Origin of the sequence: Paenibacillus tyrphae (assembly GCF_027925525.1) — a bacterium.
Taxonomy (GTDB): domain Bacteria; phylum Bacillota; class Bacilli; order Paenibacillales; family NBRC-103111; genus Paenibacillus_G; species Paenibacillus_G tyrfis_B.
In genome coordinates this window covers 176,651-200,847 of the sequence record NZ_BSDJ01000001.1, presented here as the reverse complement: position 1 = coordinate 200,847, position 24,197 = coordinate 176,651, and the positions used below count along the sequence as shown (strand labels likewise).

Below are 24,197 nucleotides of genomic sequence, written 5' to 3'. Positions count from 1 at the left end.
GTGTACCATCCTTTGCTATTCGTAGTGGAAGCTATGATTTTTTTCGGGCAATGAGGTGGGTGAATACCGCAATATCTCTATACGGACTTAGACGTCCTAATTCGAGCTCCAGTTTTACGGCCCGGCGGTGCCACTCTTCCTGCTGCTTGATTTCGTTATCGGCAATGTATCCGTAGATGTTGTGGATGCCGCACCGGTCGAGAACTTCGTAACCCGCTTCCTGAAGCCACTGATACAGCCGTTCATAGGGATACGTGGTGATGCCCGTTTCAATGACGCTGCTATATTCCTGATCGCTTTCGAGGCCATGCAAGGCTTCCTCGGGATCTTTAAGGATGACCGCTTTCTTCATTACTTTTCCAACCGGATTATGAGCGATGAGGGATAAATAGCCGCGTTCATTCTGCTTCGAGCCGATTTGATTGAGCAATTTTTCGGGCTCCTCCACATATTCCAGGACGTTATGGCAAAATATCCAGTCATACTGTTCCGGTAAGGCAAGCTCCTCTTGAAGCGTGGACACCCTGTAATCGATACTTATGCGGTGGTCCGCTGCGGATTGCTTCGCGATTTCGATCATTTCCGGCGTAGGGTCGATGCCCGTTACCTGATTCCCTCTTCTGGCATACTCCAAGCTGGTGATGCCGAAGCCACAGCCGATATCCAGGATCGATTGTCCGGCCTCTTCGAGAAAACGGTCGATTTGATGCCAGGCTGTCGCATAGAACAACTGTCCCCAGGGCATCTGGGTAGAAGTTAAGTAGGACTGAATCGATTGGGAGAACGAGGAGGTCTTGGAAGCCATAGGATATCGCTCCTTTATGTATGTTGGTATAAAGGCGAATTAACTACTAAACGGATCTTTTCCTCTTGAATGTTGCATATGGTAGTCAATCCATTTGTCTAACGTGCTTTTGCTGTAATATCGGTGACCGTTCATTTGGAAGAACGAAATATACTTGTGCGTATCATAAGCCGACAGCTTCTCTCTGATCGCTTCCGACTTGTTGACCAGCTCTTTGAAGCTGGCTTCAGGCAGCCCCACATAGCTCGCCGCCTCTTCGTCCGTTAGGAGCATTGTGGTGGACAGTGTTTGTGGCTTGCTCGAATGCTTGGGCACGAAGGCAGCCTGAATGGCATCGGCGATGAGCTTGGCTCCGTAGATGAAGGACAGGCAGCACAGAATAACCAAAACCACATGCAAAATGGGATAGGTTTTATGCATTGGCAACGCGATCCTTTCGTTACGGCTTGTGTTGAACAGTCACGATAGGTTGCGGTACTCCGTCATTCTCGTCCGGATAACCCAGCGATGCATTAATAAACCGGCAGCCATGGCTGGTGTAATCCATTCGGCTGTGCACATGCCCGAAGCACCATATCTTATTGTGAATGTGCCCAAAGTACTCCGAGCCGTCAAAATAATAAAAGCTCGTCGCTAGTTGTTCTGCCCGGTCGGCAGGGACATGCGTCCAGTCCGGCGATACATGGGTTACGATAACATCACTGTCCGGGAGAACTTGGTGAAGCTTCCGATTCTCTTCCTGAAACATCCAGTTCACCAATCGCGGTCTTCCTTCAATTAACGCGGAATCGTTCGAAATGGTTTTCCAATGGTCGTAGATCTGGTCCTCGTCGGCTTTTAATACTTGGAGACCGTACTGGAAATCGTACCACATGCCGCAGCCGCCGAACCGAATCCCGTCGATTTCGATCGAGCTTCCATCCAGGATATGCACGTCCGGCAGTGGCTCAAGGAGCCGCTTCATTTCGGCCCATCGGTGGAACGAGTTCTTTTTGTATTTATTTTTGATGGATTTCGATACTAAATAATAGTCGTGGTTGCCTGCTGCAATGATTATATGATGGTAGCGCTCCTTGAGCCTTGTAAGCATCATCATATTCTGCTTATTGAAGTGTCCGAGATCACCGGCGATGACTAGGGTGCTTGAGGGAGAGGCAGGCAAAAGCAACTGAATAAAAGCATCCAACTGCCGGTTCATTTTCGTCAAATTCCCCGAATGCTCCACCCAAAAGTCCAAGTGAACGTCCGATATCAGGTCGAATTTCACCATTTTCCATTACCTGCTACAGAGTCTTCTTCAAAAAGTATTTCGTGCACCCTTGGACCGGAAAATCCTCCAGAGTCCCGAACACCTCGAAGCCGTGCTTTTTATAGAAATCCGGAGCCTGGAAGCTGAAGGTGTCCAAATAAATGAGTTTTACGTCCTGCTGCCTTCCGGCTTGTTCGATCTCTTCAAGCAAGCGCGAACCCAGTCCCAATTTACGCGAGCCTTCATCTACCCACAGCATTTCAATAAAAATACCTTCACCGAACTGACGGCTAAGCAGTCCGCCGATGATCTTTTGGCTTTCGTTTTTTACGATGAAGTTTATGAAATCGTAGGAAGCGTCCACGTTCTTGAGATTGTAGGCTATCAATTGATTCCGAACGAACCCGTATTCGTCCGATTCGCTGTCGACTCTTTCTAAATGGTAGTTCATGTTTTTCTCCTCCGTTTCGTGGTTTACCTGTCGCTATTTCCGGGCTTCCATCCCGTTTTTTGAGACCAGGAATGCGCTTGCTGCAAAATGCTCCAGATCACAGGGGTTTTCCCTTCCACGTAGCTCTCCCGCTCATTCCGGTATAGCTCCATGAGACGATGCTTTTCCTTGACGTAGGCCGTACAAGCTTCCGGATGGGAGCGCAAATAGTCTCTAAATAGAAGGGTCAGCTGCTCGGACCAACTGCCATGCTCCCTGACATGGATATGGGTTCTTTTCGCTCCCGGGCGTTCTCTGAAATAGGCTTTGGATTTGTCGGGGTTATCCTCCCGGTGAATGAAGCCGATGCTTTCCAACTGCGGCTTGTAAGTCTCCGGGGATGTAAGCTGCTTCACCGAAATTTGAATGTCGATGATGGGCTTCGCATCGATCCCCTTCACGGAAGTGGACCCGACATGGTCGATTCGTATGGCGGCATCTCCCAAGGCTTGTCTTATGCGCTCTCCGATGATTTTGAATTCATCAGGCCACGAATCGTTGTAAGGCAAGACGATAACCGGGTCTTTCATGATTCACCTCGCGCTGTTCCTTTTAAAGTTAGTATACCAAAAATTGGCTCCCTGCGAAAAAACAATACCGTACTAGCTCCGGTCCGTCATGGACAACATATCGTTCCGACCTATGACAAACATATTCAAAAGGGGGCGGCGAAGGTATACTAAGAATTAGCAAATTCACGGCCAAGCACAACCCGATTTTATATTTATACTCCGAAGAAGAGGTGGCAGAATGACTATTTATATCGCACTGCTGCGGGGAATTAACGTGAGCGGACATAATAAGATCAAGATGGCCGAATTGAAGCGCATGCTGGAAACGATGGGCCTGCATCGGGTCCAAACGTATATTCAAAGCGGCAATGTCCTGTTCGAATCGGAAGAGAGCCCGGAGACGCTACGTCAGCGGATCGAAGAGGAGATTAGAACTGCTTTTGGCATTTCGATCACCGTTGTCATAAGAACGGCCGAGGAGCTGGAACGAATCATTGCGGATTGCCCATATGCGGATATCCCCTTGGCGGAAGGCGAGAGCATCCACGTTTCCGTCTTGACCGAAACGCCGCCGCAGAAGGTGATCGACCTATTATCCGCCAGCGAACGAGATAACGATGAATACCACATCCATGGATGCGAGATTTACTTCTTGTTCCGTCGAAGCATACTGGATTCCAAGCTGGCGAAGCATTTGAACAAGCTGGGCGATACGGTAACCACGCGCAACTGGAATACGATGAACAAATTGGCCGCGCTGGCGAAAGCGATGCAGGCTTAACTGGAAAACTGCCGTCCGGAAAAGAATGAATGGCTCATCAGAATGACTGACCGTTTCTGTCAGGGATCTGAAATTATACTCATAATGAGGATAAAAAAAGATCCCGGGAGGAATGGGTATGTTTACGACGATAACGAATTTTGCGGCGGAGTGGGAGAAGGAGGCGGAATTGACCGCTCAGGTTTTGAGCGGACTGACCGACGAGTCGTTACAACGGAGGATTGACGCCGATCGCCGCACGTTGGGAGCGCTGGCTTGGCATCTGGTCACGTCGATTGATTTTATGACCTCGTTGGGTCTTGATTTCAAGGGAGTGAGCGAAGGCGCGAAAGCTCCGGAATCGGCGGAAGGCATCGCCGAGGAGTACCGGCGCATCAATCAGGCTTTGCTCGAAGCCGTAACGACGCAATGGACCGAGAACACGCTTCGCGAGTCGCGCACGATTGGGGGAGGGAAATGGCCGATCAGTGCTGCTTTGCGGTATTTCCTTATGCACCAAGCCCACCACCGGGGCCAGATGACGGTGCTGATGAGGCAAGCCGGATTGCGTCCCCCTGAAATCTACGGTCCGACTTACGACACTTGGGTGGATAAGGGAAAGGCGCCTTTGGACTGACCAGCGTACAAAAGAAACGTTTCCAGACGATTGCGGGAAAGAAGGTTTGGACCATGACGAAAGCGGACAACATGTTATCGATCCTCTGGATGCTTCGCTCGGGCAAGCGGATGACTGCCAAGCAGTTGGCGGACGAGCTGGAGATCCATGTGCGGACAGTCTACCGCTGCATCGATTCTTTGTGCGCCAGCGGAGTGCCGATCGTCGCGGAATCGGGTCCAAACGGCGGCTACAGCATTCTGAGCCGTTTTGCCGATTCCCCGCTCGTCTTCGATGCCGAGGAGCAGAAGGGGCTGATCCATGCCACGATCTTCGCCAAGGAGGCCGGGTATCCGTACTCAGACGCTTTGGCCCGGGCAGTGGACAAGCTGAAGCGTTATGCGAACGAGAAGCAGCTAGACCTGCTTGAGCGCCATAGCGGCGGCTTGTCGGTCATTTATCCGCCCGCCGACGGCGGGGATCAGAGCCATCTGCAAGTGCTGGAGGAGGCGGCCGGACAGGGGCGGACGCTGGAAATGGAATATGACCGGGGCAAGGGGGAGGCCTCTCCTCCGCGGCTGTTCGATCCTTACGGCATTGTCTTCTGGAAAGGGAGCTGGTATGCGGTCGGGCATTGCGGCTACCGGGGAGAGATCCGGAGCTTTCGCGTGGATCGCATACGCCGGCTGCGGGAGACCGAGGGACGCTTCGAGCGTCCGGCGGGGTTCTCCGCCAAGGATCATATGCTCAGCAGCCTGCTTCCTGATCCGTCCGGGCCCGCAGAGTTCGAGACCGTGCGTATTCAAGGGAAGGAGCAGGTGCTGAACGAGCTTTGCCGGCATTGGTTGTTCGGCCATGCGCTTGTGGAGCGTCGGCCTGAAGAAGCCGTATTCCGGTTGGAACGTTCGACGCTGCAGACATACGTGCCCTGTTTTCTGATGCCGTACAGTACGGCATTGCATATTGAGTCGGAGCTGCTCGTCCGGAAAATGTCGGAGACTAGCGCCCGCATATACGCGCATTACGAAGCGATGCTATCTAACCACACAAGCAGAAAGGAAGATGAATTATGAGTAAATACGCCATGTTCGGAAAATTGACCGCCCACCCGGGGAAACGGGAAGAGCTTGCGAAGATGATGCTGGAAGCCGATACGCTGAACGCCATGGAAGGCTGCATCTATTATATTCTGCATGAGGCTGAAGAAGATCCGGACGTCTTGTGGATCACGGAGCTGTGGGAAAGCCAGGAGGCGCATGCCGCGTCGCTGAAGAACGAAAAAGTGCGCGAGCTCATCGGGCGCTGCCGGCATTTGATCGCGGAAGCTAGCGGCGTAAAGGTCCGGCCGATCGGGGGAAAAGGGTTTTGATAAGGTAGTTCTACGTATAGGTAAGCGAAAAACCAGGAGTGTGCGTCACAGCGCATCCTGGTTTTTATTATGTCAGTCATGTCATTACTTATTTCTAATCCGTTGTATGAATCCTAGCACGTATTCCTTATCTTCATCGCTTAAGATGCGAATCGCTTGAAATAGCTTCCGATCCAGCTCATCTAATGCCGGAAACTGGACATGGTCCGATGCTCCGGTTAAATAATCTGTGGTCACTTCAAAGATTTGTGCAAGCTTGACCAACGTTTCGGTATCCGGATCACGTATCCCATACTCCCAATTGGCGTAAGTGCTGCTGCGTTTGATACCTAATCGTTCGGCTACATAGGTTTGGGACCAGCCTTTATCTTCTCTTAGGTGCCGCAATCGTTCGGCAAGTACGGACATAGCTCGTCACCTCACATTTCATCCCGCGCGGTTACTTGATGCAAAAGCCCTCCTACAGCGCATCGTCTGCAAAAGGGCCGTTTCCCCTACTTCTTACTAATCCACGCTGACACGGATTCCAGCAGCTCGTTCTCCTTATCCTCCGCGCCGCGGTCGAACTGCTCGACCAGCTTGTTCAGCCTGCCGGTTTGGTAGCCGTAATCATACATGGCCGCGGCTACGATCGAGAGGCGCAGGTCGCCGTCGCTGGCATCGGCGTACCGGTTTATTAGGCTCTTCAGGAAACCGTCATTCTCCACTTCGATAACTGCGGCTTCGGAAATGTTCTCTTTCAGCTTATTCTCGAATTTCAAGAGCACGTGCTCGTGGAACTTGATCAGCTTCTCCAGATGGCGGTCGAATTCCCGGTCGATCTCCGCAGTGCGGTTCGCTTGAAAATAATGCTCCTCCACCGCTGCCAGCACGGCCATCCCTTTATGCAGCGTGTGCAGCATTTGCTTGTAGACGACCAAATGACGGGCCTCGCTGAATTTGGCGCGCTTGAGCTTATGCAGTTCTTCTTCGAACAGGGTGTACTTGTCCGTCAGCGATTTAAGGGCTCCTTCGAGCGCCTGCTTTTCGTCGCGGAATACGCTTTCCTTGATTTCGTCCGAAATGACCGTGCGCAGCAGCAGAGACATTTTGAAGAAAATCGATTCGATCTGCTTCACGAACTGTACTCTGGGACGGGGAGGGAAGAACGTAATGTTGATCAAAAAAGCGGAGCCGATCCCGATTAAGCTGAGCAAAAACCGGTTGAGCGCAAAGTCCCATTGCCCGGACGCTTCCATGACGGCGATGACGGTCACCAGTGTCAGCCCGACGGTTTCTTCCATTTTGAGTTTCAGACAGATCATAATGGCAAGGATACAAACGATACCGACCGCGACCGGGTCGTTCGAGAAAATCATACCGGCGACCAAAGCCAGTACGGCCCCGAGTGTATTCGTTTGCAGCTGTTCGAGAAAATAACGCCACGACCGGTAAATGGACGGCTGCATGGCAAAAATCGCAGCGACTCCGGCGATGACGGGGGGCGTGAAACCGACCAGTACGCTAATATACAGTGCCAGGGTAACCGCAATCCCCGTTTTCAATACGCGGGCTCCGAACGTCACAGTCACCCCTCCTTTAATAATAGTATTCACGACTATCTTACACGGAATCCGGGCTCGTTGGCAAAATGAAAAATAATAGAAAAAAGTGAAACATTTGTCGTACAACTTCCGTCTTACTTATATGAAAATTATTCCACATTTGGAGAGGAGTTTACTAGAATGAAAAAACTCATAGTCGGTCTTACCGTGGGAATGATGCTTGGTTCGGCGGCAACGGCATTTGCAGCAGAAGATATCGGCAAAGAAATCAAGGCGGTCTTTGCCAAATTCAATTTCAAAATCAACGGTGTGGACACTCCATTGGAAACGGCTCCGCTTGTATATGAGGGCACGGCTTATTTGCCGGTTCGCGAGGTAGGGAAATTAACCGGATACACCGTGTCGTATAAAGAGGACACCCAAACGATTGAACTCACCAATGTGACAAGTACGACCTACACACCCCTCGCCAAGAGCGAAAAACCGGCCACAGAAACCGTAAAAAAAGTTGATGCGGACGTAAAGAAAGACACGGGGAAAGCGGAGGAATCCGTAAAAAAATCGAATGAGGCCGCAAGCAAAGCAGACGGTGCGGCTTGGGTTGATCTCAGAGACTTGCTGGATGCCCTGGATAAAAAATATAAAGGTACCAGAGGCGGGGCAACAGGCGACGAAGCAACAATCGTGATCAATGAAAAGGAGTACAAATTGAAGCTTATCATCAACGGCATGAACTTTAGTGTGGAGATCACTCCGCTGATCGAAGCGAATGTCATCACCCTGGAAGAAGTGAAAAAGGGCAATAAGTAATAAGTAAGTACCCGGCTGCTACATTATCCACACGATATGAATGGAAATTACGAATAATACCCCGAAGAGGACAATTCGGTTGAGACTCAACCCGGATTGTCCTTTTTGCTATGCCCGACGCCGAACAAAACCGCCCGCCCCGCCTCCTTCCAATCTACCGGCATGGTAAAAATTTTGCACAACTCGGTCAGAATCGTCCGCAGCGCGGGGGGAGGAGCCTCTTATATAGTAAGAATCAACAATAGTATTGTTCACTTACAGGGGTGATAACGATGGAGACAAACAAGCTTTCGAACCGGACGGCGGGCGACGCGGCCAAATCCAAATGGAACAATTCCAAAAAGGAAGCGCTTGTCGGTTGGCTGTTTCTGGCTCCCGAATTTGTCGGGATCGTGCTGCTTTACGTATTTCCGGTCGTGTTCTCGCTATATCTCAGCTTCAGCGATTGGAATCTGGTCGGAGGCATTTCTTCCATTAAATTCGTCGGACTCGAGAACTTCGCGAAGCTCTTCGATGACGAGAAAGTGCTGATGGCGCTCAAAAACAACTTGATTTACACGGTGCTCACGGTGCCGGTCGGCATGCTGCTCGCCTTGATTCTAGCCGTGCTTATTCATTCGCGCGTTTACGGGAAAAGCTATTTTAAGGTCGCTTTTTTCATTCCGTACATTTCGTCGCTCGTCGCGCTTGGTGCGGTATGGAGTGCGCTGTATCATCCTTCGAAAGGGCCGATCAACCAGTTTCTGATCAGCCTCGGCATCACGGACCCGCCCAAATGGTTGGCGGATTCGAACTACTCGCTGCTCTCGATCATTATTATTGCGATCTGGGCCGGCATCGGCTACCAGATTGTCATTTACTTGGCGGGCCTGACGAACATTCCCGAAGAAATGTACGAAGCGGCCAGCATCGACGGCGCCTCGCCTTGGCATAAATTTACGAAGATCACGCTGCCGCTGCTCGGGCCGACGACGTCCTTTTTGTTCATCACGCTGCTGATGTCTTCGTTCAAGGTGTTCGACCTTGTCGCCTTTATGACCGGCGGGGGACCGAACGACTCTTCGACGGTTATCGTCTTCCGGATCTACGAGGAAGGCTTCCGCAACTTCAAGATGGGCTACGCTTCCGCGATTTCCTGGCTCCTGTTCGCGATTGTCGGACTGGCGACGCTGGCCACTTGGCAGCTCCAGAAGCGCAAAGTACATTACTAGAGAGGAGTAGAAGGGTATGCCAGTACGAAAATTCGATCTCACTAAATGGCTCCTGACGATCCTTCTCGGAGCGTTCTCCGTATTGTTCCTGGTTCCGCTGATCTGGATGATCTCGGCCGCGTCGAAGTTCGAGAAGGACGTCATGGAGTTTCCGATCCGCTGGATTCCGAAAGATTGGAACTTTATCGGTAACTTCCAAGAGGTTTGGCTGGGCAAGGTACCGTTTTACCTCTTTTACTTAAATTCGCTCAAGCTGGCGCTGATCATGACGGCGTGCACCATTTTCTTCTCGTCGATGGCGGCGTTTGCGTTCACGAAACTGCGCTTCAAAGGCCGGGATCTCGCCTTCGGCATGCTGCTGACGTTCATGGTCATTCCCGAGCAGGCGACGCTCGTGCCGCGCTATCTTCTGATGAAATGGCTGCATCTGTACAACACGCACGCAGGCATGGTTCTTATGGGTATGTTTTCCATCTACTTCACGTTTTTGCTTCGGCAGTTTATGATGGGGATTCACAGTGATTTTATCGAGGCGGCCAGAATCGACGGCGCAGGCTATTTCAAAACGTACTGGAGCATCATCCTGCCGCTCTGTAAGCCGATTCTGGCAACGGTCGGCATCATCAAGTTCATCTGGACGTGGAACGATTACCAGACGCCGCTTATTTTCCTGATCAACAAAGGTCTGTATACGATCCCGCTGGGGATGCAAATGTTCAAGGACGAATTCGCCGACAACTACGCGGTGATCATGATGGCTTCGCTGTCTGCGATTCTGCCGCTGCTGATTATTTTCGTCGTGCTGCAGAAGCAGGTCATTAACGGCATCTCGCTGGGTGGGGTAAAAGGATAAAGGTCAAAATATTGCACGGGACAGGCAAAAATTAGACACATCGTTTTGGGCGTGAAAGCATTAGAATGCAGCTATAGAGACCTACATCATCATGACCCGAGGGGGAGTTCACATGAAGAAAACAAGCGCGTTGCTGTTGAGCGGGGCGGTACTTGCGGTTTCCGTACTGAGCGGCTGCGGCCAAGGGGCGGAGAAGCAGGAAGCGTCCGGCGAAGGCGGACAGAAGAACGTGACGCTGAAATATTACAACTGGGACAATGAGGTTATGGGCGCGACGACCAAGGCGCTTATCGACCAGTTCCAAGCGAAATATCCGAACATCAAAGTCGAGTCCGTGCCGCTCGTGCCGGGCAACTCGGTAGAGACGCTCAAGAAGCTGGACGTAACGATGTCCTCCGGCGAGCAGATCGACTTGGTACTGTTCCCAAGCATCGACGAGACGCTGGCCCGCGCGGCGCAAGGCGTGTTGGCTCCTCTGGATGATATGTACGCTAAAGAGAACGTGAAGCCGGAGGACGAATATTACGTCAATCCGAAGTACAAAGGCAAAAACTACGCCGCCATGTACCAGCGCAGCAACTGGATCGTTCTGCTGAACCAGAAGGCGCTCGACGAAGCGAACCTGCCGGTGCCGGAGGTCGGCTGGACCTGGGACGACTTCCGCGAATACGCGAAGAAGCTGACCAAAGGCGAAGGCAACAGCAAACGATATGGCGCATACTTCCATAACTGGGGCGATTACGCCAACCCGATTCTGTTCAACGAGAAGCGGAATCCGTTCCTGAAGGAAGACGGCACGACCCAATTCGACGATCCGTCGATGCTGTCGTTTTTCAACCTCCGCCGCGCGATGGAGAAAGAAGACAAGTCCACAACACCGTTCGCCGACGTTGTAGGTGCGAAGTTGGCGTACCGGACGGAGTTCTTCAACGAAAAAGCGGCCATGCTCGTGACCGGTAGCTGGATGGTTGCCGACTCGGCCGACGTGACGAAGTACCCGCATAACTTCAAAGTGGCGTTCGCGCCGGTGCCGCGCTCCTCGAAGGATGCGGAGCTCGGTCAAACGAGCATCGGCGGACAGTTCATTTCCGTCGCTGCCGGTTCGAAGTATAAAGAAGAAGCGTATCAGTTCATCCGTTTCGTAACGACGAATACGTCGGATGCGAAGAAGGAATTGTCCGGCTGGAAGAAAGCCGACGACAAGAAGATCATCGAAGGCACGATCGCGAAAAGCAAAGATCTCTTCAACACCGACTCGCTTGACAAAGCGCTGTTCGACAAACGTATTCACGCGCCGGCTCCGTCCGAGGTTGTTGCGCCGTATGCACCGCAACTGAAGAAAGTGCTCGAAGACGGTTTCAGCTCGTTCATTCTGGACGGCAAGTCTGCCGAGGACGCCCAGAAGCAAATGGTCGAGCAAGCGAACAAGGTCATCAAAGAGAACAGCAAAAAGTAATCAAGGAAAGGGGCGCCGCAGGGCGTCCTTTCTTTGCGCCACGACGAACCGGGCGGAAGGTCTTGTGGTAAAAGATAGCGCATCGCAAATGCGTTAATCGCCATGGATCGGGCCGTAAAGAAGGAATAAAGCATCCTGGATGCGTTATATGTGGAAAATGAGGAGTACTGAATCAAATTCGACAAGGATAGGGAATGTGTGTTCCTCTATCGATTCAGCCTTTTGGGTTTGCGCAGGATAGCGGCAGATCCGTTCCTTTATTTTAGCTCGGGCGAAGCAAATACTTGGGTCGATGCAGGACCAGTGATACAATGGGGACAGGAAAGAGAGGGGAGCCTTCGACACCATGAACAGCATGTTTCAATTTTCCTACTACCGGCGTATACAGCTCTCGTTTCTGATTCTCATTTTGCTGCCGATCGTCATCGTGTCGGTATTTTTGCTGTCCATGACGCGGGATGCGGTGATGGATAAAATTCGCCTGACCAACCAGTCGGTCGTCGACGTGATGGCGAAGGATATTACGAAGACGATCGACGATCTGACGTATGCGTCGAATTTTTTCATACAAGACCCGAGCGCGAGGGCTCAGCTTCGCAGCTTCACCGATACCCAGCAAATTACCAGCTTCGCGGATTACCAGAGACAGCAACACATTCAGGATTTTTTTGGTCTGGTGCTGGCGAAGACGCTCAATACGGACATCCGGATGTTTCTGGTCAACGGCAAGGGCTTCATCATCCCGTCCAGCGAGCCTGATCAACTGGCTCCATTCCGGCAGCACTGGGAGCAGCTTCGGTCTCAGGTCGACCTCGATACGCCGAAGCGGCTGCAATGGCTGAGCCGCGTCCAAACCGAGGGAGGCAAGAGCGAGCCTGTTTATTACGCGGCCAGAGTGATCCGGGACCCGGCGGACAATGCTTATTTGGCCACGCTATACATCGGCATTACGAACCCGTACTTCGAGAAGCTGTTCCGGCAGGCGGCCTCCGGCACTTTTGCGCTCTATGATGAGGAAGGGCGGCTTATCGCGGGAGACGCTTCCGTCCGGTTCGGCGGCGGAGGCGCGTCCGACCAAACGCTGCGGAGCGAAGCGGTGCTGTCCAAGACCGGCTGGAAGATGATCTACGAGACGTCCGACCAAGAGGTGGCCGGGCAAATTTATAAAATTTTTTACATGGCCATGTTGTTCGTCGTTCCATTTTTTGCGCTGTTCTTCATCGTGTCGCTGCTGCTGGCGAAGCGGCTGCACCGGCCGATTCAGAAGCTGGACTTTATGGCCAAGCAGTTCGGCCAAGGGAACCGGCTGATCCGGTTTCAGGGCAAGGGCAAGGACGAGATTGCCCAGCTCGGACAGACGTGGAACCGGATGCTCGATGAGATCGAGCAGCTCATTACGAACATCGAGCAGGAGCAGGAGCAAAAGCGCGTAATCGAGCTGCAGGCGTTGTTCGCGCAAATCCGGCCTCATTTTTTGATTAATACGCTTAATTCGATCAAATGCAGCCTGATTCTGGGCGGCGACCAGCGGCACAGCCGACAGATCGATTCGCTGATGAGCCTGCTGCGGGCGTACATGAAGGTGAACGAGCCGACCTCCTTGGCCGCGGAATGCAAGCTGCTTGAGCATTATATGGACATTATGCGTTTGCGCAACGAGCTACACGTCGAGTTGAAGGTAACTTTAGCTACTGAGGCGGCCGAATTCGAGGTGCCGAAGCTGCTGCTGCAGCCGATCGTCGAGAATGCGCTGCTGCACGGCTTTGTCGAGAAGCTGGACGATGCCAAAATCGACATCGAGGCCGAACGGCTGGACTCGCGTCTGGAGATCCGGGTGACAGATAACGGCGAGGGGATGCCGGACGGGGAGCGGGAGGCGCTGAACCGGATGCTGGAGGGGCCCGAGACGGACAAGCCGCAGACATACCGGCGGGTCGGACTGATCAACGTGCTGCAGCGGCTTCGGCTGACGTACGGGCCGGATGCGACGATGAAGCTTCGAGCGAATCCGGCCGGAGGATTGACCGTTATTTTGAATATGCGAGCCTGACGAGCGACTATGGACAACAGGAGGGGATAGTCATGTACAAAGTCCTGATCATCGACGACGATGTGCCGATGCTGAAATATTTGAAGCAGTTAGTCGATTGGAATGCGCTCGACCTGCAAATCGTCGCGGATACGTACTCCAGCGTCAAGGCGCTGCGGCTGTTCGATGAGCTCCGGCCGGACCTCGTCGTGTCGGATATCGGCCTGCCACAAATGGACGGGCTGGAGCTGGCTTCGGAGATGCTGCTGCGGCGGCCGGAGGTGCGGGTTATTTTTCTGACGTGCCATGAAGACTTTCACTATGCGCAGAAGGCGCTCAAGCTGAGCGTCGACGATTACCTGATCAAGGACGAGCTGACGGCCGAGCAGCTGGCACAAAGCTTGGAGAAATCCGTGAGACTTCTGCGCGCGGCGAAAGCGCAGACGGAGCAGCTAACGTACCGCGAGGATTGGAGCCGGCATGCCAATGTGCTGCGGGATTCTTTTTTCAAGCAGCTGCTGCGCGGCGGAGATACCGCTTATCTGACCGATTCCGCCGCGCGGCTTGGCCTCGTTTGGGACCAGCCGTCGTATCTGCTGGCGCTCGGCTACGTGTCGTATTACGACGTGCTCTCGCGCTATGCGCACAAGGACCTGCCGCTGATCCGTTACGGCGTCGCGAATATTGCAGCCGAGCTGGCGGGCGAGTTCGAAGGCATCACGACCTTCAACGACGGCGAAGGGTTGGCCGTGCTGCTCAATTACCGGCCTTCCTTGAAATGGAATGCGCAGGAGCATCTGCTGGCATTTTTGACGAAGCTTCAAGCCAAATGTAAAGAATTTCTCGGCGTAGGCACGACGTTCTTCGCCAGCTCCAGTGCCGACAAACTGGCAGTTACGGAGATTGGCGCAGCCCATCGCCGCATGGCGGCACAGCGCTACGCCGCTTTCTACACGGAGCATCCGGTGACCGTGCTGCCCGCGGCCGGCTTGCCGCAAGCGTATCATCCGGGAGCCGGGGGGTTCGAGCAGGAGTACGCCGAACTGTCGCAGGCGGTCCGGGATCACGACGAGGCGCTGCTGGAGAAAGCGCTGGCGGGCATTCGTCGTTCCGCGCTGGAGCTGCGGCCGGAACCGGCGTCGTTCGTGCATCAGTGCGCGGACAGGCTGCGGCTCGTCGAGCTCCAGTACCGGGCGTTCAGCGGCGAGACGCTGTACGCCTGTCTGCAGCAGACGCTGACACTAGGCGATGCGCTCGGGCTGATGGGGCTGAAGCTGCGGCAGATCATGAACGGCCGACGGCTCGGGGAGCCGCAGGCGAGCAAGGAGCCAAAGCTGCAGACGATCGACCAGTACATTGCGCAGCATTTGGCGGAGACGATCACCTCGATCGATATTGCGACGCATTTGTATTTGAACCCGAGCTATTTTTCGCGGTACTTTAAGAAGCTCTCGGGCGAAAATTTCACGGACTACGTCCACCGGTACAAGATGAAGATCGCCGCCGACCTGCTGGAGAAGACGAAGGATTCCATCGAAGTCGTCGCGCTGCGCTGCGGCTATTCGGACCGGACGTACTTCTCCAAGGTGTTCAAAAAATACATCGGCGTCACGCCCGGGGAGTACAAGTCGAGATCCGGCGTGATGTAGCGGGCGCTTACGGAACAAACATCAAACGAGAGGAAGATCGAACGTGACGACTCATGCCGATGACCGAGACTACTGGCTGCAAACGATGCAGCGCATCGCGAAGCCGGTGCTTGAAGCGCTGTCGCAGCGCAAGCTGAAAGAGCGGATGCCGGTGGAGGCGAAGCTGGACGACCGGGAGCTGTACACGTATCTGGAGGCGTACGGCCGGCTGCTCGCAGGCATCGCGCCGTGGCTGGAGCACGGCCCGCGGACGGGAGCGGAAGGAGAGCTGCGCGGGGAGTACGTTCGGCTGGCGCAGCTGGCGATGGATGCGGCGACCGATCCGCAGTCGCCGGACCGGATGAACTTCTCCGAGGGCTACCAGCCGATCGTCGATGCGGCCTTTCTGGCCCATGCGATTTTGCGGGCGCCGACGGCGTTGTGGAGCGGGCTGGATGACCGCGTTAAGGCGAACGTGAAGGAAGCGCTGAGGGCGACCCGCTCCCGGAAGCCGTGGTTCAACAACTGGCTGCTGTTCGCGGCCATGATCGAAGCGGCGCTCTGCGTGATCGGTGACGACACGTGGGACCCGATGCGGATCGATTACGCGCTGAAACAGCATGAGCAGTGGTATCTCGGCGACGGCATGTACGGAGACGGACCTCATTACCATGCGGACTACTACAACAGCTTCGTCATTCAGCCGATGCTGCTTGATCTTCTGGAGGCAGTTGGCGACCGTTATCCCGAATGGGCGGGCCTGCGGGAACGCGTCCAACGGAGGGCGGTGCGTTACGCCGCCGTGCAGGAACGGTCCATCTCACCGGAGGGAACGTTTCCCGTCGTCGGACGTTCGCTCGCTTACCGCTTCGGCGCGTTCCAACTGCTGGCCCAGATGGCGCTGCGCGAACAACTGCCTGACGATGTCGCGCCAGCCCAAGTGCGCTGTGCACTTACCGCGGTGATGCACCGCATGATCGAAGCGTCGGGCACGTTCGATGCGGACGGCTGGCTGACGATCGGCTTCTGCGGGCATCAGCCGGAAATCGGGGAACCGTACATTTCCACCGGCAGCTTGTACTTGTGCGCCACCGTTTTCCTGCCGCTCGGGCTTTCGGCGGATCGCCCGTTCTGGCAGGACGAAGCGGCGGACTGGACGTCGAGCAAAGCATGGTCGGGCGGGTACACTCCGGCAGATCACGCTTTGGAATAGCTTGGCCGTTGCCGGGAGCCGCCCCCGGCGCGGCTGCACGAGAACCTAAAAAGCCGTTATTCCATAAGGAAGGGTTTCCCTCCTCTTATGGAATACGGCTTTTCGAATCTACGTGGCGCGCGAATAGGCTTCCGGGGCTTTGCGGCGGCTCCGTGCTTGCACGGCTTTTTTGGTCAACGCGTTCAGCGGTCTTTCGACCCAGCGGTACACGGCAAGGCACAGGAGCAGTCCCGACAGGAAGCAAAGCGTGACTGTGAGCGCCGGCCCGATCCGCTCCACCGCATGTGCGGCCCGCGCCAGCTTGAAGGTAACCGACATCATCGGCAGACTGGCGAGCAGGATCGAATAGGAGGCGTTCCCGCACAGCGCGAGCGGCTTCAGCCAGCGGTATGCCGGGCCTTTCCACGTCGTTACCCCGACCAGCACCAACGCCGACCCGAACGTATGCAGCAGATCCGTATACCGCAGACCGGCCTGCTCGAACCGCAGCACCCAGAGAATTGCGTAGACGGTGGCGCCCCCCGCGATCCACCATAGGCTGCGGCCGAGCGAACGCTTGCGGACGAGATAGGCGACGAGCATTCCGGCGAAAAACTCCAAGTGTGCCTCGCTAAACAAAAATTGCTCCAGCAGCCCTGACTTCACCTGAATCCACCCGATCTCGTTCAGGGCAATGATCGTCAGCCACCCTGAATAGATCGCGGCAACGGTTTTTTCCTTCAACAGAAAAACCAGCGAGAACATCAGATAAAACCATACGACGTACGTCAGCGACCAAGCGACGCCCAGAATCGGCGCTTGAGCCTGCGGCCACAGCAGCATCGATTTGAAAATGACCCCGGGATTGCGCTCATAACCGAAGCCGAACGACGGCACCAAAAAATAGATCGGGACGACGGCAGCCGTCATGAGCCAATATAACGGATAAATGCGGTAGAACCGTTTCAGCAGAAACGTTCCGAACAGCTCCGTCCTTCCGAATTGGTCGCGATACAGCGTGAACATTAAATAACCGGTCAAAGCGAAAAAAAACGTATAGGCCCCTGAGCGTCCCATTTCGCTGATCCCGAGATAATTGTATCCGAAATAATGCTGGCCCGTTTGCGAAGCGTGAAACAGCATGACCAACAGAACGGCAACGCCGCGAGCCGCTTGAATATAAAAGAAATTGTGTTTCCGCTCCATTCCGTCCAGCCTTTCTTGCATAGTTTGCCTGCTTTTAAAGCATTATGGCAGACAAAGATGAAAAAATCGTGACATGAACCTGAATGCAAGCTGAAAATGAGTACTCTAAATTTTTCCTTTTTACCAAAAAAACACCTCCGCCTGCTTCAACTGCAGCGGAGGTGTTCTCTATATCCATGCCTGAGCCGGACTACCGGACTTTTGCGCGCCCGACTAGCACGGTGAAATCCGCGGTAACCTCCCGGATCGCCAGCCGCAGCGCCTGCTGAATCTGTTCGTCCCGGGCGCCCCACGACAGCGGCGTCATCCGGACCAGAGGTTCCAGCAGCTCCTTTTGCAAAGTGACGTCGTATCGGATCTGCCGTTCGTCCAACATGTCGAAATGGCGCATAAAGAGCGCTCTCGTCTTGTCGTTGGAATAAGCTTGTCTGGGCGAGCGGTCATCGTACAAAGCGTCCCGCAGCTGCCGCAAATGCCCGCTGCCCGGAACGACCTTGATCAACATGCCATCCTTGCGCAGCAAGCGGGTGAATTCCCCATAATTCGAGGCGGATAACACGTTCAGGATGACATCGAACGACTGGTCCCAAAAAGGACTCCGCGCTAAATCGCCCACGCACCAGATCAAGCCCGCATATTCTCTCGCGGCAATCGCGACGCCTTCCTTCGACAGATCGAGCCCGGCCCCGAGGAAACCGGCAGGCGTTCCGCGCTTCCACACGTCTGCAAGCTGAGCCAGCTGAGAGCCCTCGCCGCATCCGGCATCCAATACCGTGACCGGCTTCAAGCCGCCGCCACTTATATTCGTAAGGATCGTCTCACCGATCCGCTCGATCAGAGGATGAAAGAAGCCGCTTCGGCACACGAGATTCCGGGCTTCAAACATCGTTTTTCCGTAGTCGCTTTTGACGGCCTTCGTTAATAACGAAATATAGCCGGGCTTCGCGGTATCAAAGCCATGCCGATTCCGGCAAAGCAGCGTACGGTTTTCGTTCATTTCCATAGCTAGCCCGCAAACGGGACATTGAAACAGAGAGCTGTACCGGCCGATCAATCGGGCGGCCGCATCGATTTTTTTCAACACCAAAAAACACCTCGTTCATTCGTTTTCGTTGAATGAAGAAGGCACAGCACAAAGAAACCCGTCCCATAGCTCGAAAAAAAATGGGGGGCTGCCTGTTCTGCACCTTACATTAACGATAACGAATGAACTGGATGATCATGAAAACCCGCACTCCTTTATAACGAAACAGAGCTATTCCATAAGCTCTTCCGAAAGTATAGCACGGTTCGCCGGTTCAGTCGAACCAGCCCTTCCGCTTGAACCACCAGAACATCCCCGCCCCGATGGCGAGCATGACGCCGAGCACGAAGAAGTACCCGGCATGCCATTTCAGCTCGGGCATATAATCGAAGTTCATCCCATAAATGCCGGCGATAAACGTCAGCGGCATGAAAATGGTCGTGATAACCGTGAGCGTCTTCATAATCGTATTCATCCGGTTGGAGTTCATGGAGATGTAGCTGTCGCGCATGTCGGCGGTCACATCCCGGTTCGATTCGATCATCTCCGACAGCTTGAGCAGGTGGTCATACACATCGGTAAAATAAAACAGCTGCTCCTTGACCCCTTCGATCCGCTCCGAGTTCACGACTCGGTAAAGCAGATCGCGCATCGGCACGATTGTCCGCCGCAATTTCAGCAATCGGCCGCGAATTTCGAAAATATCGTCCATCATTTGCTGTATCGACCGTTTGCGGCTCCCGGCCTCGATTGCCAGCAGTTGATCCTCCAGCTCGTACACCGCCGGAAAATATCCGTCCACCAGCTTGTCCATCACCAGATACGCCGCGTATAGATGACCTTTTTGCCGGGAGGTGGGCTGCTCTTGCATGCGCAGCCACGCTTCGTCGAGCTCCGGCTGTGGTTCGAAATGAAACGTCACCAGAAAGCGGGTGCCCAGAAACAGGTCCACCTCCTGCGCCGACAGCTTTTGGGGATGGAGCGCATGCAGCACGAAAAAATGAACGGTTTCGTAATGATCCACCTTTGGCCGCTGCAGCAAATGGTAGCAGTCCTCAATCGCGAGCGGGTGAAAATGAAAATGGCTTTCCAGCAGCTCCGCTTCCTGTTCCGTAGGTTGATTGAAATCGACCCAATACCAGGCGATGTCAGGATCGTCCAGCCTGTCCAGTCCAATATCGGTAAGTAACTCCGCATTATGAGTAACGGCGCATATCCGTAGCAAACCCGCTCACCTGACCTTATGCTCAAATGGTTTATCCTGTTAGCCAGTATACCGCATTTTAGGGGTACGCAAAAATGAGGGCATCGAGCGGAAAAGCGGTTTAAAAAGACGCATAGGTTAACTTGGATATTGTCGAAATTAGTCGAATTGTGTTTTAATGATTACATCCAAGCGATAATCGGGGGACATAAGGCGGTGGAAGACAACCCGGCCATGCCGGGACGGAGGGCCAAGTTCGAGACGACAGTGATAACATAGCTGAAGGTTGCGTTAGTGGAAACTACATAAGACTCCGAAAGAGGTCGTCGACAACATGAATATCATACACCAATGGATTTCTGCCACACACATCAGGAAAAGCATTTCCACAAAGCTGGCTATGGCGATGCTTGCCGTCATTATCCTCTCCTCATGCCTTACAGGCTATCTGATTTATTCTCATACCAGCCGTTTGCTGCAGAACGAAATCGAAACGAATCTGGGCACCGAGAGCGGAGCGATAGCCGACGAGGCAGGCGCCCTGTTCAAGGAAAAGGGAATGCTGGTCCGCCAAATGGCCACCAACCAGGAAATCGTCAACTATTTAAAAACTGTGCAGGCCCGCGATCATGCGCAAAGCGGCCCTCTGTACAAAAGTGTAGATACGACCTTGAACGAAATCTCCACAACGGATAAAACGATAGCGTTTACATGGATTGCCAGCGACAAAGGAGGCTTCTATGTCGGCAGCGGCGGCGCGTTGTCCAAGCCGGACTATGACGTGAAGCAGCGTCCCTGGTACGCCGCGGCGTCCAAGGCAAAGGATATGGCCTATACCGAACCGTATCTTGATGCGCAGAGCGGCAAACTGGTCGTTAGTATCCTGCACCCGGTAAGGGACGGAGGAGCATTGATCGGCTTTGTCGCCGTCGATTTATTTTTGGATACGCTTCCGCAAATTATGGAGTCGTATAAGTTCGGACAGAGCGGCTATACCTTCCTTCTCGATAATAACGGCACGATGATGTATCACCCGAACCAAGAATACGTCATGAAGCGGAAGCTTGGCGAGATGACCGGCGATCTCGGCCGGTTGGCGGCGCAGCTGGACAAGAACGACGCAGGCTTGATGTTCGGAAAAGACGACAAGGGGACGGTCGCGTACTTTGGATATTCCACCGTTTCACTCACCGGCTGGAAGGTCGTTAGTGTCATGCCGGAAGCCGAAGCGCTGGCAGGCTTGCGGTCGTTTGCCTGGACGACGATTTTGTATTTCGCAGGTTCGACGCTCGTGCTGATCTTGGCCGTTTATTTCCTGCTTCGTTACATGCTGCGTACCATCCCGAGAATGTCCGAAACGATCAAACAAATCTCGCATGGCGATTTGACTCCGACGCTGGCGGTGGACAGTCAGGACGAGGTCGGGCAGGTGGCCGACAATCTTAACCGGATGCTGGACGCGTTCTCCGTAATGATCAACCGGTTCCACTTGGCTTCCGAGCAAATGGCTGCCGCTTCGGAGCAGCTTACAGCTTCTTCCCTCGAATCGGTCAGAGCCTCCGATCATATCGCAACGGCGGTGAAAGAAATGACCGACGGCGGCGAAAGTCAGTTGAACAGCGCCGTAGAAACGTCGCGGGCGATGGAGGAAATGGCGATCGGGGTCCAGAGGGTGGCCGAATCGTCCAGCATCGTTGCGGAAGTATCGGATGCATCGATGCAGGAAATCAAGGAAGGGCACCGGGCGATTCAGGATGCGGTCAGCCAAATGAAATCGATCCGCGAATCGGTAGGCCAAACAGCGCAGGATATGCAGCAGCTATACGAGTATTCCCAGAAAATTACCGACATTATTGGCGTGATCGCCGATATTTCCAACCAGACGCAGCTGCTCTCGTTGAACGCTTCGATCGAAGCGGCGCGGGCCGGTGAGCACGGCAGGGGATTTGCCGTTGTCGCGGGCGAAGTCAAGAAGCTGGCCGAGCAATCTGCAATGTCGGCGCAAGGAATATCGCAGTTGGTAAAAGATATTCAGCTTTCCGCCCAAAAAGCGACGCAAACGATGCAAAAAGGCGTTAAGGATGTGGAGCAGGGGTCGGAGGTGATCGATTCGGTCAGCGTCGTGTTTAACAACATTACGGAAACCTTCCAGGCGATCGCCGTGCAAATTCAGGACGTGACCGCAACGGCCCAGCAGATGGCTGCCGGCACCGATCAAGTCGCCGCTTCCATGTCGGACGTCGTAACGAATCATCAGAGCCATGTCCGGCATTCCGCCGGGATTTCCGCCTCTGCCCAAAGTCAATATGAAACGATGAAGGACATTTCCGCGTTGGCCGAATCGCTCAGCAAGATGGCGGAAGAGCTCATGCATTCCTTGTCCCGGTTCAAGACAAGGCCGAATGCCGCTTTGACAAGCGATGACAATTCCGCGCTGTAAGGCAAGGCAGAGAGCCGCGGGCAGGAACCGGGTGAGTAAGCTCCTGCCCTGTACGGCAGGTTACGGACGGATCGTGACCCGAGTGCCGATGGGGACAAGGCGGGCAAGCGCCAGCACGTCCTCATTGTACATGCGGATGCAGCCATGGGAGACGGCATGGCCGATGGACGCCGGGTTATTCGTGCCGTGGATGCCGTAATGCGGGCGGGACAGTCCCATCCAGAAAGCGCCGAACGGTCCGCCCGGATGGGGCACCTTGTTTACAATGCTGTACTCGCCTACGGGCGACTGTGTCAGCATTTTGCCGATGGCGATCGGATACGAGTGGATCACACGGTCGCCTTCCAGCAGATGAAGCTTCCGCTGTGACAAATCGACGATAATGCGGTATGGCATGGGGGGCAGCTCCTTCGCAGAAAATTCGCAAGTATGCTACTACCATATGCACGGGAGCCTATCGCGGCGACGGACAGAAAAGCCAGTTGAGGATACAAAACAAAACTAAAAACAATAAAAAGAATAACAACACAATAACTTAACGTGTATTTAATATGTATTTTACAAAACTCTCTTATAGTTAGGATAACGGGCCAAGCTCAAGGTGTCCTATCCAATTAAAGGAGAGATTACGACGTGAAAAAGTCTTTATCGCTTATGATGATCCTCATGCTGGCGGTTTCCATGCTGCTGGCTGCTTGCGGAAAAACGGAGTCTGGGCCAAAAGGGGAAGCTGCGGGAGCGGGCAATACCGGAAACGCCGGCGCCGATGCGGGCATCGATACGAAAAGCAAAGAGCTCACGGTCTATACCGCGCTGGAAGACGATCAGATCAAAAAATATCTGGAGACGTATAAAGCGAAGTACCCTGACGTGAAGCTGAACATCGTTCGCGATTCGACGGGCATCATTACGGCGAAGCTGATCGCCGAGAAGGATAACCCGCAAGCCGACGTCGTGTGGGGGCTTGCTGCAACGAGCCTGCTCGTGCTGGATCAGAACGGGATGCTCGAAGGGTATTCGCCGAAGGGCGTCGACCGGGTACAACCGGACTTCAAGGATAAGAACAGCCCGACGCGCTGGGTCGGCATCGACGCTTGGGAAACGGCGTTTATCGTGAACAAGAAAGAGATGGAGAAGCGCGGCCTCCCGGTTCCGCAAAGCTATGCCGATTTGATTAAGCCGGAGTACAAGGGATTGATTACGATGCCGAATCCTGCCTCCTCTGGAACCGGCTTCCTGACCGTGTCGGGACTCGTACAGTTGGAAGGCAAGGACAAAGCGTGGGCGTACATGGACAAGCTTCACGACAACATCGCGATGTACGTGCATTCCGGCTCCAAACCGGCGAAGATGGCCGGAACGGGCGAATATCCGATCGGGATCTCCTTCGGCTACCGCGGAATCCAAGAGAAGAAAACGGGCGCTCCGGTTGAGGTCGTGTTTCCGAAGGAAGGCTCCGGCTGGGATGTGGAAGCTAATGCGCTGCTGAAGAAGAAGACCGTCAAGCAGGCGGCCAAAGATTTCCTTGATTGGGCCATCAGCGACGACGCCATGAAGGAATACGGTAAAAACTTTGCGATTTTGGCGGTGAAGAGCGACGGCAGCCAAATTCCGGAAGGCTATGAGCAAGACCCGATCAAGCAATTGATCAAGAACGACTTGAACGAAGCGGCGAAAAACCGTGAAAGCGTCTTGAACGAGTGGAGCAAACGCTACGACAACAAGAGCGAAGCCAAGAAATAATAGTACGCAAAACGAACAAATCGCAACTAAATGAAAGCGCGGAGCCGCAGGTTCTG

Annotated in this window: 24 protein-coding genes; 13 read left to right on the top strand and 11 right to left on the bottom strand. The window is 53.9% G+C overall.

Annotated elements, in window-relative coordinates; genetic code table 11:
- Positions 1 to 31: 31 nt before the first annotated feature.
- Genes QMG93_RS00970 through QMG93_RS00950 form a run of 5 tightly spaced genes read right to left on the bottom strand, consistent with a single transcriptional unit; the run spans position 32 to position 3,074 of the window.
- Positions 32 to 805 carry a methyltransferase domain-containing protein gene (locus tag QMG93_RS00970; protein ID WP_281933030.1) on the bottom strand — a complete coding sequence of 258 codons (774 nt, stop codon included), beginning with the start codon at positions 803 to 805 and terminating at the stop codon, positions 32 to 34.
- A gap of 39 nt (positions 806 to 844) precedes the next feature.
- On the bottom strand, positions 845 to 1,225 hold the full coding sequence (locus QMG93_RS00965; protein ID WP_281933029.1) for a hypothetical protein: 381 nt from the start codon (positions 1,223 to 1,225) through the stop codon (positions 845 to 847).
- Between the two features lie 19 nt (positions 1,226 to 1,244).
- Complete coding sequence (locus tag QMG93_RS00960; protein WP_281933028.1) at positions 1,245 to 2,075, bottom strand: metallophosphoesterase family protein; 831 nt, start codon at positions 2,073 to 2,075, stop codon at positions 1,245 to 1,247.
- 13 nt (positions 2,076 to 2,088) lie between these two features.
- The gene (locus QMG93_RS00955) at positions 2,089 to 2,505 is read right to left on the bottom strand and encodes a GNAT family N-acetyltransferase (protein WP_281933027.1); all 417 of its coding nucleotides are present in this window, start codon (positions 2,503 to 2,505) and stop codon (positions 2,089 to 2,091) included.
- A 23-nt stretch (positions 2,506 to 2,528) separates the two neighbouring features.
- Positions 2,529 to 3,074 (bottom strand): GrpB family protein, encoded by a 546-nt coding sequence (locus tag QMG93_RS00950; protein WP_281933026.1) that lies wholly within the window; start codon positions 3,072 to 3,074, stop codon positions 2,529 to 2,531.
- A gap of 220 nt (positions 3,075 to 3,294) precedes the next feature.
- Here QMG93_RS00950 and QMG93_RS00945 point away from each other — a divergent pair, with 220 nt between their 5' ends.
- The 4 genes from QMG93_RS00945 to QMG93_RS00930 all read left to right on the top strand — a co-directional run bounded on the left by QMG93_RS00945 (position 3,295) and on the right by QMG93_RS00930 (position 5,801).
- Entirely contained in the window at positions 3,295 to 3,837 is a 543-nt protein-coding gene (locus QMG93_RS00945; protein WP_281933025.1) for a DUF1697 domain-containing protein, read from the top strand.
- A 118-nt stretch (positions 3,838 to 3,955) separates the two neighbouring features.
- On the top strand, positions 3,956 to 4,453 hold the full coding sequence (locus tag QMG93_RS00940) for a DinB family protein (protein WP_281933024.1): 498 nt from the start codon (positions 3,956 to 3,958) through the stop codon (positions 4,451 to 4,453).
- A gap of 53 nt (positions 4,454 to 4,506) precedes the next feature.
- The gene (locus QMG93_RS00935; RefSeq protein WP_281933023.1) at positions 4,507 to 5,505 is read left to right on the top strand and encodes a helix-turn-helix transcriptional regulator; all 999 of its coding nucleotides are present in this window, start codon (positions 4,507 to 4,509) and stop codon (positions 5,503 to 5,505) included.
- Positions 5,502 to 5,801 (top strand): putative quinol monooxygenase, encoded by a 300-nt coding sequence (locus QMG93_RS00930; RefSeq protein WP_281933022.1) that lies wholly within the window; start codon positions 5,502 to 5,504, stop codon positions 5,799 to 5,801. The genes QMG93_RS00935 and QMG93_RS00930 overlap by 4 nt, the downstream gene beginning before the upstream one ends.
- 84 nt (positions 5,802 to 5,885) lie before the next feature.
- Here the strand turns inward: QMG93_RS00930 and QMG93_RS00925 are convergent, their stop codons facing one another.
- Both QMG93_RS00925 and QMG93_RS00920 read right to left on the bottom strand, forming a co-directional pair.
- On the bottom strand, positions 5,886 to 6,209 hold the full coding sequence (locus QMG93_RS00925; protein ID WP_281933020.1) for a helix-turn-helix domain-containing protein: 324 nt from the start codon (positions 6,207 to 6,209) through the stop codon (positions 5,886 to 5,888).
- 86 nt (positions 6,210 to 6,295) lie between these two features.
- Positions 6,296 to 7,366: an FUSC family protein gene (locus QMG93_RS00920; RefSeq protein ID WP_281933019.1), complete on the bottom strand. Its 1,071-nt coding sequence runs from the start codon at positions 7,364 to 7,366 to the stop codon at positions 6,296 to 6,298.
- 159 nt (positions 7,367 to 7,525) lie between these two features.
- Here QMG93_RS00920 and QMG93_RS00915 point away from each other — a divergent pair, with 159 nt between their 5' ends.
- The 7 genes from QMG93_RS00915 (at position 7,526) to QMG93_RS00885 (ending at position 16,545) form a co-directional block, all read left to right on the top strand.
- Complete coding sequence (locus QMG93_RS00915) at positions 7,526 to 8,155, top strand: stalk domain-containing protein (RefSeq protein WP_281933018.1); 630 nt, start codon at positions 7,526 to 7,528, stop codon at positions 8,153 to 8,155.
- Between the two features lie 272 nt (positions 8,156 to 8,427).
- Positions 8,428 to 9,366, top strand: a complete 939-nt coding sequence (locus QMG93_RS00910) for a carbohydrate ABC transporter permease (RefSeq protein WP_253415938.1) — start codon at positions 8,428 to 8,430, stop codon at positions 9,364 to 9,366.
- A gap of 16 nt (positions 9,367 to 9,382) precedes the next feature.
- Complete coding sequence (locus tag QMG93_RS00905; RefSeq protein WP_010493293.1) at positions 9,383 to 10,219, top strand: carbohydrate ABC transporter permease; 837 nt, start codon at positions 9,383 to 9,385, stop codon at positions 10,217 to 10,219.
- Between the two features lie 112 nt (positions 10,220 to 10,331).
- Positions 10,332 to 11,675, top strand: coding sequence for an ABC transporter substrate-binding protein (locus tag QMG93_RS00900; protein WP_281933016.1), 1,344 nt, complete (start codon positions 10,332 to 10,334; stop codon positions 11,673 to 11,675).
- A gap of 346 nt (positions 11,676 to 12,021) precedes the next feature.
- On the top strand, positions 12,022 to 13,725 hold the full coding sequence (locus QMG93_RS00895) for a sensor histidine kinase (RefSeq protein WP_281933015.1): 1,704 nt from the start codon (positions 12,022 to 12,024) through the stop codon (positions 13,723 to 13,725).
- A gap of 32 nt (positions 13,726 to 13,757) precedes the next feature.
- Positions 13,758 to 15,353 carry a response regulator gene (locus QMG93_RS00890; protein ID WP_281933014.1) on the top strand — a complete coding sequence of 532 codons (1,596 nt, stop codon included), beginning with the start codon at positions 13,758 to 13,760 and terminating at the stop codon, positions 15,351 to 15,353.
- Positions 15,354 to 15,396: 43 nt separating this feature from the next.
- The gene (locus tag QMG93_RS00885) at positions 15,397 to 16,545 is read left to right on the top strand and encodes a DUF2264 domain-containing protein (protein ID WP_281933013.1); all 1,149 of its coding nucleotides are present in this window, start codon (positions 15,397 to 15,399) and stop codon (positions 16,543 to 16,545) included.
- Between the two features lie 108 nt (positions 16,546 to 16,653).
- On the opposite strand, the gene QMG93_RS00880 is transcribed toward QMG93_RS00885, so the two are convergent.
- The 3 genes from QMG93_RS00880 to corA form a co-directional block, all read right to left on the bottom strand.
- Positions 16,654 to 17,751 (bottom strand): acyltransferase family protein, encoded by a 1,098-nt coding sequence (locus tag QMG93_RS00880; protein ID WP_281933012.1) that lies wholly within the window; start codon positions 17,749 to 17,751, stop codon positions 16,654 to 16,656.
- A gap of 169 nt (positions 17,752 to 17,920) precedes the next feature.
- The gene (locus tag QMG93_RS00875; RefSeq protein WP_281933011.1) at positions 17,921 to 18,814 is read right to left on the bottom strand and encodes a putative RNA methyltransferase; all 894 of its coding nucleotides are present in this window, start codon (positions 18,812 to 18,814) and stop codon (positions 17,921 to 17,923) included.
- Between the two features lie 214 nt (positions 18,815 to 19,028).
- Positions 19,029 to 19,979, bottom strand: coding sequence for a magnesium/cobalt transporter CorA (gene corA / locus QMG93_RS00870; protein ID WP_281933010.1), 951 nt, complete (start codon positions 19,977 to 19,979; stop codon positions 19,029 to 19,031).
- A gap of 313 nt (positions 19,980 to 20,292) precedes the next feature.
- On the opposite strand from corA, the gene QMG93_RS00865 reads away from it, so the two are divergent.
- Positions 20,293 to 22,398, top strand: a complete 2,106-nt coding sequence (locus QMG93_RS00865) for a methyl-accepting chemotaxis protein (protein WP_281933008.1) — start codon at positions 20,293 to 20,295, stop codon at positions 22,396 to 22,398.
- A gap of 60 nt (positions 22,399 to 22,458) precedes the next feature.
- Here the strand turns inward: QMG93_RS00865 and QMG93_RS00860 are convergent, their stop codons facing one another.
- Entirely contained in the window at positions 22,459 to 22,794 is a 336-nt protein-coding gene (locus QMG93_RS00860; RefSeq protein WP_281933007.1) for a L,D-transpeptidase, read from the bottom strand.
- Between the two features lie 258 nt (positions 22,795 to 23,052).
- On the opposite strand from QMG93_RS00860, the gene QMG93_RS00855 reads away from it, so the two are divergent.
- Positions 23,053 to 24,141 (top strand): putative 2-aminoethylphosphonate ABC transporter substrate-binding protein, encoded by a 1,089-nt coding sequence (locus QMG93_RS00855; RefSeq protein ID WP_413789249.1) that lies wholly within the window; start codon positions 23,053 to 23,055, stop codon positions 24,139 to 24,141.
- The last annotated feature ends 56 nt before the right edge of the window (positions 24,142 to 24,197 follow it).